The following is a 13,811-nucleotide window of genomic DNA, read 5'->3' on the forward strand; positions in this document are numbered from 1 at the left end:
AGGAAATTTAAATGAGTCACGATGTCGAGTTAAGAGATTATTTATCACAATCAGAGTTTAATATAGCAGGAGTGGCCTCACTTATCCGAGCAGGAGCAAGTCCTAATACTCCCAATATAAATGGCGATACCTTGCTTCATCTGGTCATTTATTGCAGAGCTTATGCACTGATTCCTGCAATATTAAGATTAGGCATGGATATTCAAAAACCCAATAAAGCAGGTTTATCTCCCTTGCAATGTTTATTTAATAATCACCCCATAGATTTTGAGGCTGCCGCTGTATTAATACAAGCGGGGGCAAAAGTTGATACGGAAGATACCTATGGCAATAATTTGTTGCAACATGCTGTTATTTCAAATTGTCTAAGCCATATCTCTTTAGCACTTAAACTCGGTGTAAATGCTAAAAAAGTAAACCACTCAGGGCAATCCCCTTTATATAATCTTCTACACCAGCAATCTATAGACAGCGAAGCAACAGCATTATTAGTTTTTGCCTGTTCAGGCATCTTAGTTAGCAGAGGCCGATTACATCTCCCTCCTATTAAACATGAGCATATAATAGATTGTTCTGAATGGCGAGTGAAATCAAAGGAATACCTTGAACCGGAAGCGTTGGCTGTTTTAGGTAAATATGGAAACAATAAAGAGCGTGTTTTAAATTATATTCAATCCTTACCCCCCTTTATGAAGAAAGAATTGGTTAATCAGGCACTGTCAAAACAAACACCTTTGGGTAAATTTTTTGCAGTAAAAAGAGGGCTATTCCAACCGGAACCAGGATCAGGGATGTGGGCTCAGTTGCTAGCAATGCAAAAAGAATTGAATCGACAAATTCCTATTTCCTCGGTTCGGTTGCCTCTAAATGAAAGCGTCCCACCATCCTTTGTTCCTGGTTTTGAACCCAGCGCTCCTCCGATATACAACACACCTATCAGAGAAAGCAATCCTTATACAGCTTCAACTTCTTGGTCAACAACATCAAGTGTATATCCTGGAATTTTTGCTCAACCACGTACTGGGCAATCGATAGAGCACACCTATCCGATGGGTTACTCACAACCAGAGTTCATGAAATAAGGGTTTTAGATGGTCAATTCTAAATACCGTGGCTTTGCTCCACGGTATAAGATACCACCGATACCGGTATTTCTATCCGTGATATATTTCGAACGTTCTTAAAGCCATTTCGTAGCCTTGATGACGGTAAGCTTTATCAACAATCTATAAAAGCAGCAAAAAGCAAAATGAGCGTCGTAAATAACGGCGGAATCAACCGCAATAACTTTATAGCTTAGCTTGCCCACACAAAATCCCTTGGGATCTTTTTGATAAAAACAGAATGCATCATGTAGGCCCGGATTCCAGCCCTCATTTGCAGCCCAGGTCACTGCAAGTTGCACTTCATTGAAGCTCATGCAAGCTATAACTGTCCATGTAAATTTACTCAGAAATTTCCCTGTTTCTTAATGATGTCATATTGAAATAAAAAAATAATTCTGAATATAAGTTACTTTGAAAAAATATTAAATAAGAGTTAGAGTGTTAGTTTGCTATTAAAAACCTATCCATTATCACTATAAGGATACCATGTCTTTAAAAAGAATGGTTTATGCCGCCGTCAAGCTGCTACTTGAATAAATCATCACTCTTCGGGATCTTCATATTTTAAGCGTTTGCCAATAGTAGGAATAAATTTAGCCAATTTGATCAGTCGTGTTTGCGCTACTTTTTTATATGCGGTATTAAACACAGCCTCAATATCTACATAATCAAGCCATAAAGTTTGTAAGGTCGAGAGTATACGATATCCCATCTCTACATTTTCGGCCAATATCTTATCGATCATCCGTGTAAGCTTTTCGTTTTTCGCTGCTTCTTCTGCATTAAATCCTAAATAATCAAGCAAAAGATTATTGGCAATATTTTTAAAATCTGAGTATTGAGATAATTTTTCACCATATAATTCGAAATCCTCAATATCATCCCCAAATATTCTTCGTGCTTCTTTGAGTACAATTTTTTTACTCGTTAAGTATTGAGCGATTTTTTCCCCACGTTTGATCTTTTCTTTAGTTAAGAGAGTTTCAGCAATTTTGTCCGCCTTTTCCTTGTAAATACTCTCTGCGATATCACTATCCCTCAACGAACTATTCATTCGTTCATTCATCTTTTCAAACATTAATTGAAAGGATTCATTAAGTAATTTCGGGACGGGTAAAGTTCCATCAAAAATTCGACCATCTGCACTAAGAGATACGGGTAACACATCTTGGGGCTCAAATGATCGTGTTGCGTTATTCCAAACCGGTTTTCGATCAACAGCCAGTAGCGTCAGCTGCAAGCACGTTTGTTTCAATAAAGGGGTTACCACTTGCTCATAGCCACACTCCCCGGCATTAGCTATATATGCTCCATAACTGACAGGAATTGGACAAGGATAAACATCATGAGCATATTCATAAAGCAAATCATCTAAACGCCGCTTAAGTTCTGGGTGTTCTTTCTCAACTTGCTCTCGTTTTTTATAGCAATACACCATCATCTCTATAGTACGTTTAATCCGTGGGAGCATTTCAATTGGGCTTAACTCATGGCAATCCCTAAAAAAGATGGTCGCTAAATGATCGCCACAACCTGGTAATTTCTGATAAAGCGCAACATACGCACCCCGAGTACGATACATTTTTTTATAACTTAGAAAATTTCGAAATGAATCTTCAGTGGCACCCATATGACTTACTGCCTGCATCATTAAGGGTGTTAAAAGTTCAGGGGGGTACTTATTATCAAAATAACCGAAATTGCTAATATCAATATTAAATTGAGCTACGGTGGTAGGATCACCAGGATTATCTAACTGATACATGAAGATTTTTTTTAATGGCGTCATTTCCACTTCATAGATTTCAAGCTCCGCTTCACGAGTTAACTCTTCTTGATGAGGTTCTAATTCAGCCAAAGCTTCGGGCGCTAGCTGGAAAACCAACTCCCATTTCTCACTGGGAACCATATCTATTTTTTTAAGTTGGCGAATGTGTTTTTCCTGCAAAGCCATAAGAAAGTCGCCAGTGCCTCTTGGGCCAATTAATACACTGAGTGCCACATCATATTTGGGCTGTAATGAAAAAGCAGAAATGAGCAACTCCTCTAATGCTCGCAGTTTCTCCGCTAAGATCTCTTTATCCGGTAACCCTATTTCTCGATACAAATCAGCTTCACACACGTGTCGATGTTCATCTTCGATAATAAGTTCAAAAAGTTCCGTTGCGACACCATACTTGTGAAAAATGGTAAAAACCTCTTCAACCAAGCCTTCGCACACTAAGTTCATCACAACCATGCCTACTTTGAGGCAATCTTGAGCACGAATAAACTCACAAATTCGTTCAATTTCTTCATTATAAGCAGGAGGCGTTGCATAAGGGGCGCAGAGGGTAAATATAATTTTAGTAAAAACAATAGCGTGATAAATTTCATCCACTAATTGCGCACGCATTCGTTTTTTTAACTCTGGGTTATGCATTTTATCTTCAAAACGCATAGGGAGCTGAATGCCCAAAACCTCCAATTGTGCCATCAACGAGAAAATATAAAGATACAGAAGCTTGTCATGTTTTATTTCAAAAGGAAGACCATTTTTAAATAGATTTTCTACTCGATTTTTGATGTCTTTTCTTTCGTCATCAGTGATTTTGTTCCATCCCTCAAGGATCCATTTTTCGGAACCCCAAAAAGGTTTTAGAAGGGTATCAAGATCTTCCATAATTAGGTTCCATTTGACGAATAAAGTTGATAGCTCATGCTGAGTACTTAGTATGCCAGAATTTAATTAAGATTCGTTTAGCGACATAAAGACCTTTCTATTTCTTGATGTCGAACCCGCGTTAATTATACTTCATCAATGCCAATATACCAATTTATAATGACTTTAAAACGGAGGGAATCACCTTAAGAGTTTCACTATTTATCAAATCATCAAAAAACTGCTCACAACTGGTATAATCTTAGTGTAGTAGAAGACATCCAGGTTTCAAGATAAGAAAACACAAATATGGAAAATACAGTCAATGCGAGCATTTAACAATTTAATGCTTGCGATGAACAACATACCGCGCTAATTCCTCAAGCGCTTTTTTATAGTTTGAATCAGGTAAAATACTTAACGCATCAATTGCAAAATCGGCTTCTTTATCCGCAATACCTCGCGTGTAATCGATTGCTTTTGTTTCAGCTATCGCATCTAATATTGCAGGTAAATGCAGAAGTGTTCCCTTTTCCAAACTTTCTCTTATTTTTACTTGTTGCTCTGCACTACCATATTTTAAAGCTTGCAGTAAAGGCAAAGTAATTTTGCCCGTTGCTAAATCATCACCAATATTTTTTCCTATAGTTTGGGCATCCGAGCAATAGTCCAAAGCATCATCAATCAATTGAAAAGCGTTGCCTAAATGCAACCCATAAGAATACATCGCTTTTTGAACTTGATGTTCTGATTTACTGATTAGAGCGCCTATCGCAGAAGATGCAGCAAAAAGAAGAGCTGTTTTAGCTCGAATCATGTCAAAGTATTCTTCAACAGAAAGATCGGAGTTATGGCGGTTAGAAAACTGCTGGATTTCACCACAACCCATCTGAGGTGCAATGCCAATGAGAAGTTGAATAATATCGATATCACCCACTTCAACCATAAGTTCTAAGTATTTTGTGAATAAATAATCTCCAACTAAAATACTTGCCTTATTACCCCATATTTTATTAGCCGTTTCTCGGCCACGACGCAAAGTGGAATCATCAATAACATCATCATGGAGAAGAGTAGCGGTATGGAAAAATTCAATCATTGCTGCAAGCATAATGTGCTCTTTACCTTCGTAACCACAAGCACGACTTGCTAAAAGAACTAACAGGCATCGTAAGCGTTTACCACCGCTTTGGATGACGTGATTTGCTATATCATCGATCAATTGGATAGGAGATTTGATTGTTTCAATGATTAAATGATTAACTGCTTCAAAATCTTCACTCACTAAATCGCGTAAATGATCAATTCCCATCACGTATCCATAAATAAAATATCTCTTGCATGCTAAGCTGGGATTATATTCAATGTCAATACGTTCTCTGCTGCAATCACATACAAGGCTTAAAGAGTAAATAACTTATAGCTTTATTATAGAATAAAAAATAAAGCTTACTTCCATTTAATATTACACCCAATACTTGGCTTTTGCTCTACACTAACAGGCTCTCCTGCAAGGATGTTTTCTAACGCCTTTTGTAAATGCTCACCCGTTACCGGTTTGTTATTGCCAGGTGTTGACTCATCCAAACAACCTCTATAAACACACAGTAAGTCTTTATCAAAAATATAAAAATCAGGAGTGCATGCTGCGTGATAGGCTTTGGCCACTTCTTGTGTTTCATCATACAAATAAGGAAATGGATAGTGAAATTGCTCTGCTTCAAGACACATTTGCTCTGGGCCATCGGCGGGATATTTTTCCGCATCATTGGAACTGATGGCTATAAATTGGATCCCTTTTTTCTGATAATATTCAGCTAACTCAACGAGCTTCACTTGAATATGTTTAACAAAAGGACAGTGATTGCACAGAAACATAATAACGGTTGCAATAGATGACTTACTCTGTGTCAAAGAAACCATTTGCTTGTTGCGTGTATCGACTAAACTAAAATCAACAGCGTTACTTCCCAGTGGAAGCATATTTGATAGGGTTGCTACCATAACGCCCTCCTCTTCTCTATCAAAAGCAGAACGACTCTGCTTTATAATTTTGGATTTTATTGACAACGTTATTTTCGTGTCTGAATAAAAATGTATCGACTTTTTTTCTTATTCTTGACTTTAATCAAGCTGGCCATGTTATAATCTACTTAACCCGATAGCAAGTGATTTTAGAACCAATGCTAACAGCATGGGAAGCATCCTGAATTCGGCGTTGAGCAAGCCCACTTTAAGGTGGGAAGCCTGAACCGATTCATTCGCTACCCACTTGAACCAAAAGGGTTCATAATCCATGTCTGTCGGGGCTACCCTTCTACCAGTTGTTTCTTTAATAAAAGATATTCATCGCGAATTTTTGCTGCTGCTTCAAATTCCATATTTTTAGCATGCAAATACATTTGTTTTTCCAAGGTATTAATGTGCTTGATTAATTCCTGGGTTGACCAATGTTTATATTCTGGGACTGATTCTGCCACTGCAACTTTACGCTTTCCATGATATGCGCCTTCCATGATGTCTGCTATGGATTTATTTATCCCTTTAGGGGTGATTCCATGCGCCTCATTAAATGCTTGTTGTTTCTCACGCCTGCGGTTTGTTTCTTCCAAAGCTCTTTGCATAGACCCGGTTATTTTATCGGCATAAAGAATTGCTCGTCCTTGCATATTGCGTGCTGCGCGCCCTATCGTTTGGATCAAAGAGCGATCCGAGCGTAAAAATCCTTCTTTATCGGCATCAAGAATAGCAACCAAAGCCACTTCAGGCATATCCAAACCTTCGCGTAGTAAATTAATCCCTACTAAAACATCAAAGACACCCAAGCGCAAATCACGAATAATTTCTACTCGCTCTACAGTATCAATATCAGAATGCAAATAACGCACCTTAATTCCATGCTCATTCAGATAATCAGTTAAATCCTCTGCCATTCGCTTCGTTAAAGTAGTTACTAAAATGCGTCCATTATGTTGGATCACTTGGCGAATTTCCGACATTAGATCATCGACCTGAGTACGAACCGGGCGAATTTCCACTTCAGGATCGACAAGACCTGTTGGCCGCACGACTTGTTCCGCCACATTATCGGAGTGTTCCTGTTCATAAGAACCTGGTGTTGCCGAAATGTAAATTGTTTGGGGTGAGCGCGCTTCAAATTCTTCAAACCGTAAAGGTCGGTTATCCAAAGCAGAAGGGAGTCTAAAGCCGTATTGCACTAAAGTTTCTTTGCGAGAGCGATCCCCTCGATACATGCCGCCAATTTGGGGCACGGTCACATGAGACTCATCAATAATCAGTAACGCTTCATTCGGTAAATAATCAAATAAAGTAGGTGGAGGCTCACCAGCTCCTCGTCCTGATAAATAGCGTGAATAATTTTCAATCCCAGAACAATACCCTAATTCCAGCATCATTTCGATATCAAAATAGGTACGTTGCTCCAGGCGCTGAGCCTCAACTAATTTATTTTGCGCCTTAAACTCCGCCAAACGCTCTTGTAATTCTTCTTTTACCCAATCTACCGTTTGCAAAATACGTTCACGAGGCGTTACATAATGGGTTTTAGGAAAAACAGTAACCCGAGGTAATCGTCGTAAAATTTCACCAGTTAGCGGATCAAACTGGGCAATATTTTCGACTTCATCATCAAATAACTCAATCCGTATAGCCTCTTTTTCAGAGTCAGCAGGAAATATATCAATAACATCACCATGCACGCGAAATTGACCACGTTCTAGAGTAAAATTGGTGCGAGTGTACTGCATTTCAGCAAGACGTCTTAAAATTTTACGCTGATCGGATTGTTCCCCACGAGAAAGATGTAATACCATACGCAAATAAGAATCAGGATCACCCAAACCATAAATTGCCGAAACAGTAGCAACAATAATTGCATCTTTACGTTCAATTAAGGCTTTGGTTGCGGACAATCGCATTTGTTCTATGTGGTCATTGATAGATGAATCCTTTTCGATAAAGGTATCTGAAGAAGGCACATAAGCCTCCGGCTGATAATAGTCGTAATAGGAAACAAAATATTCCACTGCATTATCTGGAAAAAAAGCTTTAAATTCACCATAAAGCTGAGCAGCAAGTGTCTTGTTAGGGGCCATAATTAAGGCAGGCTTTCGCATAGCTTGAATTACATGTGCTATAGTAAAGGTCTTACCTGAACCAGTAACCCCTAAAAGGGTTTGTTTGGCCAAACCTGATTTCAAGCCATCGATTAATGAGGCTATAGCGGTTGGCTGATCGCCGGCAGGTTGAAAATCGGCATAAAGTTTAAATAAATCTTTCATATCTTTATAGTATATCTCACAGGAGCAATAAATGAATATCGCATTGGCAACACGCGTGCAAAAAGTTAAACCCTCTCCCACTTTAGCTGTAGCAGCAAAAGCGACTCAAATGCGTGCACAAGGGCATGATGTGATTAACTTAGGTACTGGAGAGCCTGATTTTGACACCCCCAATTACATCAAGGAAGCAGCAATCCTAGCCATTCAACAAGGCCATACCAAGTATACCGCCGTAGACGGAATACCGGAATTAAAAGAAGCAATTAAAAATAAATTTAAGACAGATAATGGTCTTGATTATCAGCTGAATCAGATTTTAGTTTCTGTAGGTGGAAAGCAAAGTTGTTATAATCTATGCCAAGCATTACTTAATCCCGGGGACGAAGTCATCATTCCTGCTCCTTACTGGGTTTCTTACCCAGATATGGTCTTACTTGCTGAGGCGACTCCAGTAATTATTTCCACCACTCCCGCTCAACGATACAAAATCAATGCTCAGCAATTGGAAAAGGCCATTACCCCGGAAACGCGGCTAATCTTTTTAAATAGCCCTTCCAATCCATCAGGAGTGGCCTACACCCTGGATGAATTAAAAGCATTGGCCGAGGTATTGAAGAAACACCCTCAGATTGTCATTGCCACTGATGATATGTACGAACATATTCTATGGAGCCAACCTTTTGCGAATATCCTTAATGCATGTCCGGAATTATACGACAGAACTATCGTATTAAATGGGGTATCCAAAGCTTATGCGATGACCGGATGGCGCATAGGATATGCAGCAGGTCCCGCGTCCCTAATGAATGCGATGAAAACCATTCAATCTCAATCTACTTCAAATCCTTGTTCTATTGCCCAAAGAGCAGCAGTCGCTGCATTAACGGGTGGTCATGAAAGTGTTTTAACCATGGTGAAAGCATTTCATCAACGACATGATTTTGTCGCCTCCCGATTACAGGATATTCCAGGAATCGAAGTCATTCCTGCGGATGGAACATTTTATATTTTCCCCAGTGTACAAGCCATTATTGAAAAACGCGGTTATGCCAATGATCTTGAATTTTCAGAAAAACTATTAACTGAAGCAGGAGTAGCTTTAGTCCCAGGCTCCGCTTTCGGTAACGAAGGCTGTATTCGACTTTCATTTGCCACCAGCATGGAAACACTCAAAGATGCGTTAAATCGCCTCCAGGATTTTTGTAAATAAACTCTAACTCTCTCCTCGCTGCTAAGTAAGTGAGGAGAATTGCCGTTTTAATAATGAAACAAAAATTCTCAAAACAATAAGATTTAAAAATTATTATTAAATCTACTTGACCTCCAACAAGAATCGTTTTAAGATTCGGCCTCATTCCCCGGTAGCTCAGTCGGTAGAGCGGATGACTGTTAATCATTAGGTCACAGGTTCAAGTCCTGTCCGGGGAGCCACATCCAGTCTGGGTTTTGGCGAATTCCAAGTTTTTCCTTCCTGAAGCTTGGTACCAGTTTTGGTACCGATTTTAAAAGGCTCTTTCCCAATTACGGGGGCACTCCCCATTAACAACACAGCACCCTAACACGAGTTCTATAATTTTCAAAGTTACGAAAGCCATACGCTCTTCTTTGTATCAACTTCATCTTTCGATGAAAGCCTTCAGTAATGCCATTAGACTTTCTAAATCGCCACATACGTACTATCTCTTCTTTCCAATTACAAAATGTGTTTCCAAGAGCTGCTAAGGCTTTGAATGGACTACTCCTTAGTTCATTAAGTATTTTTAAAAACTGAGGAATCTTTTTCTGACACCATTGCTTATTCATTGCTTTATGTAAAAGTAATGAATGAACTTCTTGTTGAAATTGATAAACAGCATCTATTGCAGGATGGTCTTTAAGAAAAGCATCACGCTTTAATAGTCGTTGAGGGGTTAATTTATCCGGTCTTGTGCGTAGTAAGGCTAATATCCCTCGGTTACTTTTTACTTGGCTTGCCAGTTCACGATAGGTCATCATACATTGATGTTGAAGCAACCGAATAACATGGAAGCGGTCTGCTACTATTTTTGCATTAGGAAAATGTTTTTTAACAATAGAACGATACGTGCTACTTAAATCCATGCACACTACTTTAACTCGCTCTTTTCCAACTAAAGACGCCAGATAGGTCGATAGGTCTGTTTCTCTTCTTCCTTTAACAATATCAAAAATCTTGTGTTTCTTAAGGTCACAAAGTGTGGTGGCAAACCCCTGTTTTCGACTGAAGAAATGCTCATCAATCCCCAGAACAACCGGACATGGTGTATTCATCAACTCCCGAGCTTGTTCCTTATATTGTCGATGATACCAACGTTCGATTGTAGCCTTTCCTTTATTAAATTGTTGCGCTAGGTCTTTTTGAGAGATCCCACGAGTATGATTATGAAAAACGGCAGCTTGTAGACGCCACGTGGAACGCTGATGTTTATTAATGCCACCAAATTGCTGATTACCGTAACGCTTACAGTTATTGCAATACAACTTATACGCCTTAAAGCGCAATATCGTTCGACGATTACCTATTAACTCATGAGCCACACTGCGTAGGTAACTCGACTTCTTGCGTACCTCTTTGCTATTGCAATGGGCACATCGTGCTATTCGATGATACGAAATATCTAATATAAGTGGCTGATAACCACTCACTTTTTCTATAGTAAATCCAGGTAAATTTAAGATAAGATTATGCTTCGGCACTTTAATCTCCAATTTGATCGCGAAATCAATTAGTTAGTTTAACCTAACTTGATTAAAGTGCCCCCTTTGTTGGGGTAGAGCCTTTTAAAATTCAGATTACACCCTCTATAATTTATAGTGTATTTTCTTTTAGGCCATTAAATGCAAAACATCCAACAAACAGAAGTAACCCAATGGCTTGACCAATTAGAAAAAATTTCAACGGGTAGCTGTTCATGCCCCAGTTTTCTGAAGCCGTTTCATTTTGTTACTATTGGGTTAGCTGTAAAAAAAGCAGGGTGGGAGGCTATGCAGCTACCAGAAGATCTGATGCAATATGCTGCAAGAATGAAATTATGGGATGCTATAGATTTATTACCACCTTGCAATGTTTCAGAAAATAAAAATACTGGAAAATTTCTACCAGTTAAAGCTTTTCTTGATAATCAACAAGAGGTTTCGCATATTACAGATGAATTAACCAAAATTATACTAAATACTGCATCAAAACAAATCCGTGAATCCTTAACCATTTGCTTGACTGAGTTGATAAATAATTTTTTTGATCATGCTAGAGCTAACTCAAACTTACCGTGCTTAGTTTGTGCTCAAAGCTGGCCTAAAGGTAAACTAATTCAAGTTGCAATTGCTGATGCTGGAATAGGTATTAGAAATTCTTTAATTGAAAATAAACAATTGATTGCCCGTTTAGAAAATGAAAATTCATGTAAAATTGCTTCAGAGTACGGCGTAACAAGTAAACCGCAGAATGATCATTCCGGATATGGACTAACGCTAGCTAAAGATTTAATGATACAAGCAAAAGGCACCTATATTTTAGCTTCTGGTAATGAAATATACGTTTGCTCAAAAGATAACAAAGAACTCCATAGTACAATTAATTCTCAATGGAATGGGACTATACTTGTATTAGAATGGAAAATTGATGAGCCACTGGATAGTAAATCTATATATGATAGTTGGCCTATGGCTGAGGGGTATAGTGATGAAGACTTCTTTTAAAATTCAACTTAAAGATTTGGTAAATAGCAATTCTTCTCGCTCCAATGCAGCTAAAGCTTTTGAGCTTATTATTGAATGTTTAAATAAATATCAGTCGATCGAGATTAATTTAGCTGATGTAAATTTTACTCCATCTGTTGCTGATGAAGTAATTGGCAAACTTGCAGAAACACTTGGTGCTAGTCAATTTAAAGAAAAGATAATTGTTTCGAACTTCTCAGACGCTCAAATGTCACTTATGAGACATGTAATTGGACGCCGAATGTCTAAAAAACAAACCTGCCGCTTATGACTTAATACAATAACGGAATTAAGGCTAAAATAACTAAATAACTATATTTGCCCTGTTTTGAGTTTAGTGTTGGTCGAGCGGCTCACTCAAAGTTGAAACCCAGCAATGCTGTAATGCTCGAAAAAGGGGGCAAATCAACCGTTATAAGGCAAACGGTCTCGCCTGTTTATAGCTATTTTTTAATTGGTTACCTCCTATTCTTTTTAAATTGATCAAACAATTATTAAAAATTGTACCTTTACTTACCCTACTAAACGTCCAGCCACAAGTTAAGGGTTAAAGTGGCTTTGCATAAGACGTGAAAAATGACGTTTCGCCCTACTTGGCTCATCAGTTATGCTTGATTCCAAAATAGCAAATAGATAGGTGCTAAACAATCAGTTCGAAATAAGAATTTTGTCCTGACGCCAGAGGGGCGCGAGGACAAATTCGCTAGATACATTGATTTTACTGGGCAAGAGGTAGGGTATTTTCCTGCGTCACTGCACGAAACTTGCAGTGACGCATTTAATTCAGTGAACAAAATAGAGGGCGTTAATAAGGATTTATCATGTAAATGATGTCCAATCCCGAGCAGCATGATCGGACAAATGGGCTACGAGTCTTGATTTTACTGGTTAAGATTGAATTGTTAATTCTGCGTCACTGCTGGAAAATTGCAGTGACGCATAAAATAATAGATGATAGAAAAGTTATTCTTCTTTCTCAAAGTGCAAATCATTACCAGTTATCAAGCTTCCCTCATCTCTGAAATTAAGTATGATCTAGACCGTAGTCCTCTTGAAGACCTATCTGTTGATTTTCCAAGTCATGTACAACTGGTAATGATCGCTCAAACACGTACGGATCTGCTTGCCAACATTTTTTGGCTAACCAGTTAGCTGGATATTTCCATTTAGGTACCCATGCACCTATCATTACCAGAAGATTATAACTTTCAATTTGCTCATATAGTCCCGTCATAATTTTTTCAAATAACTTATCATTAGGATTAAGCTCTTTAAATTGATAAAAAGCTGCTTCCCAATCAACAGGATGTGGATAACTTTTCCAAAATTTTTCAAATTTGCTACACACATATATATAATTATTATCTTCTGACTTCTGAGGTGGGTCGGCCTCAGAGTTATTTGTTATGTCGGGTATTTGCCTTAATTTATAGGACTCCCCTGATTCTACAGAATTTTCCTGTGTTGGGTTTGTGTTGGGATTATCGTTCGGCTTCGGTACGGCCTTCTTTGGCGCAGGGTTATCCAATTCAGCGTAAATACACTTCACTATCAAGTGCCTTTCAGTTAACTGAATCTCAATAAGACCTGCACGCTCAAGAGATTTAACAGCTCGTTTCATCTGTTGAATACTAGGACCGCCTGTTTTTACTCCAGCAATCGGTCCAACATAAAGTGTTTCCCGCAACGATTGATAACTAATCCTGCGCTTGATACCTACGATGCAACTTTGTCTGTCCATGTATGGGCGAATACCCATCAGGTAAACTATTCTTTGTACATAAGGCAATTCAAGTAATGCTGCTAATTCATGAGCATTGGCGAATAAAAAATTCATGCCTCTTATCGTCCATTTTAAGCTAATTAATAGTCTTTATGGTTTCATTTTAGGAAGGAAATTGCATCGGTCAATAGCTTTTCAAGTGATGATATTGATTGATATTAAATGATATTGATATTTTTTGTGTACGTTATTTTAAAATAAAACGTACACAAATTGGTTTGTGTATGGTAGAGCGTACACAA

The 13,811-nt window shown here is 38.4% G+C and carries 11 protein-coding genes, 1 tRNA gene and 1 other RNA gene; 6 read left to right on the plus strand and 7 right to left on the minus strand.

Annotated elements, in window-relative coordinates:
• Positions 1-11: 11 nt before the first annotated feature.
• Positions 12-1,082: an ankyrin repeat domain-containing protein gene (locus DYH34_RS16930; RefSeq protein ID WP_058465810.1), complete on the plus strand. Its 1,071-nt coding sequence runs from the start codon at positions 12-14 to the stop codon at positions 1,080-1,082.
• A 98-nt stretch (positions 1,083-1,180) separates the two neighbouring features.
• Here DYH34_RS16930 and DYH34_RS16935 read toward each other — a convergent pair whose 3' ends face one another.
• The 4 genes from DYH34_RS16935 to DYH34_RS16950 all read right to left on the minus strand — a co-directional run bounded on the left by DYH34_RS16935 (position 1,181) and on the right by DYH34_RS16950 (position 5,751).
• On the minus strand, positions 1,181-1,420 hold the full coding sequence (locus DYH34_RS16935; RefSeq protein WP_058465811.1) for a hypothetical protein: 240 nt from the start codon (positions 1,418-1,420) through the stop codon (positions 1,181-1,183).
• A 227-nt stretch (positions 1,421-1,647) separates the two neighbouring features.
• Positions 1,648-3,768 (minus strand): hypothetical protein, encoded by a 2,121-nt coding sequence (locus DYH34_RS16940; RefSeq protein WP_058465812.1) that lies wholly within the window; start codon positions 3,766-3,768, stop codon positions 1,648-1,650.
• 322 nt (positions 3,769-4,090) lie between these two features.
• The gene (locus DYH34_RS16945) at positions 4,091-5,059 is read right to left on the minus strand and encodes a polyprenyl synthetase family protein (protein WP_058465813.1); all 969 of its coding nucleotides are present in this window, start codon (positions 5,057-5,059) and stop codon (positions 4,091-4,093) included.
• Between the two features lie 137 nt (positions 5,060-5,196).
• Positions 5,197-5,751: a thioredoxin family protein gene (locus DYH34_RS16950; RefSeq protein ID WP_058465814.1), complete on the minus strand. Its 555-nt coding sequence runs from the start codon at positions 5,749-5,751 to the stop codon at positions 5,197-5,199.
• A gap of 148 nt (positions 5,752-5,899) precedes the next feature.
• On the opposite strand from DYH34_RS16950, the gene ssrS reads away from it, so the two are divergent.
• Positions 5,900-6,062: non-coding RNA, 6S RNA (gene ssrS / locus DYH34_RS16955), on the plus strand.
• On the opposite strand, the gene uvrB is transcribed toward ssrS, so the two are convergent.
• Positions 6,057-8,048 (minus strand): excinuclease ABC subunit UvrB, encoded by a 1,992-nt coding sequence (uvrB, locus tag DYH34_RS16960; protein WP_058465815.1) that lies wholly within the window; start codon positions 8,046-8,048, stop codon positions 6,057-6,059. The genes ssrS and uvrB overlap by 6 nt on opposite strands.
• Before the next feature lie 31 nt (positions 8,049-8,079).
• On the opposite strand from uvrB, the gene DYH34_RS16965 reads away from it, so the two are divergent.
• Positions 8,080-9,258, plus strand: coding sequence for a pyridoxal phosphate-dependent aminotransferase (locus DYH34_RS16965; protein ID WP_058465816.1), 1,179 nt, complete (start codon positions 8,080-8,082; stop codon positions 9,256-9,258).
• Between the two features lie 145 nt (positions 9,259-9,403).
• A tRNA-Asn gene (locus tag DYH34_RS16970) sits at positions 9,404-9,479 on the plus strand.
• 108 nt (positions 9,480-9,587) lie between these two features.
• Here the strand turns inward: DYH34_RS16970 and DYH34_RS16975 are convergent.
• A complete protein-coding gene (locus tag DYH34_RS16975) occupies positions 9,588-10,763 on the minus strand; it encodes an ISL3 family transposase (RefSeq protein ID WP_115342641.1) in 1,176 nt (391 codons plus the stop codon).
• 141 nt (positions 10,764-10,904) lie between these two features.
• Here DYH34_RS16975 and DYH34_RS16980 point away from each other — a divergent pair, with 141 nt between their 5' ends.
• Both DYH34_RS16980 and DYH34_RS16985 read left to right on the plus strand, forming a co-directional pair.
• On the plus strand, positions 10,905-11,765 hold the full coding sequence (locus DYH34_RS16980; protein WP_058465833.1) for an ATP-binding protein: 861 nt from the start codon (positions 10,905-10,907) through the stop codon (positions 11,763-11,765).
• A complete protein-coding gene (locus DYH34_RS16985; protein WP_027223171.1) occupies positions 11,749-12,057 on the plus strand; it encodes an STAS-like domain-containing protein in 309 nt (102 codons plus the stop codon). The genes DYH34_RS16980 and DYH34_RS16985 overlap by 17 nt, the downstream gene beginning before the upstream one ends.
• A gap of 753 nt (positions 12,058-12,810) precedes the next feature.
• On the opposite strand, the gene DYH34_RS17000 is transcribed toward DYH34_RS16985, so the two are convergent.
• A complete protein-coding gene (locus tag DYH34_RS17000; RefSeq protein ID WP_058465835.1) occupies positions 12,811-13,623 on the minus strand; it encodes a hypothetical protein in 813 nt (270 codons plus the stop codon).
• Positions 13,624-13,811 lie beyond the last annotated feature (188 nt).

This window comes from Legionella cincinnatiensis, from assembly GCF_900452415.1.
In the GTDB taxonomy this organism is placed as follows: domain Bacteria; phylum Pseudomonadota; class Gammaproteobacteria; order Legionellales; family Legionellaceae; genus Legionella; species Legionella cincinnatiensis.

What these genes read in the sequence shown, in the direction of transcription:
- DYH34_RS16940 (WP_058465812.1), bottom strand. Translation starts at nt 3,768, where the DNA reads ATGGAAGATCTTGATACCCTTCTAAAACCTTTTTGGGGTTCCGAAAAA.
- DYH34_RS16945 (WP_058465813.1), bottom strand. Translation starts at nt 5,059, where the DNA reads ATGGGAATTGATCATTTACGCGATTTAGTGAGTGAAGATTTTGAAGCA.
- DYH34_RS16950 (WP_058465814.1), bottom strand. Translation starts at nt 5,751, where the DNA reads ATGGTAGCAACCCTATCAAATATGCTTCCACTGGGAAGTAACGCTGTT.
- DYH34_RS16965 (WP_058465816.1), top strand. Translation starts at nt 8,080, where the DNA reads ATGAATATCGCATTGGCAACACGCGTGCAAAAAGTTAAACCCTCTCCC.
- DYH34_RS16935 (WP_058465811.1), bottom strand. Translation starts at nt 1,420, where the DNA reads ATGAGCTTCAATGAAGTGCAACTTGCAGTGACCTGGGCTGCAAATGAG.
- DYH34_RS17000 (WP_058465835.1), bottom strand. Translation starts at nt 13,623, where the DNA reads ATGAATTTTTTATTCGCCAATGCTCATGAATTAGCAGCATTACTTGAA.
- DYH34_RS16985 (WP_027223171.1), top strand. Translation starts at nt 11,749, where the DNA reads ATGAAGACTTCTTTTAAAATTCAACTTAAAGATTTGGTAAATAGCAAT.
- DYH34_RS16930 (WP_058465810.1), top strand. Translation starts at nt 12, where the DNA reads ATGAGTCACGATGTCGAGTTAAGAGATTATTTATCACAATCAGAGTTT.
- DYH34_RS16980 (WP_058465833.1), top strand. Translation starts at nt 10,905, where the DNA reads ATGCAAAACATCCAACAAACAGAAGTAACCCAATGGCTTGACCAATTA.
- uvrB (WP_058465815.1), bottom strand. Translation starts at nt 8,048, where the DNA reads ATGAAAGATTTATTTAAACTTTATGCCGATTTTCAACCTGCCGGCGAT.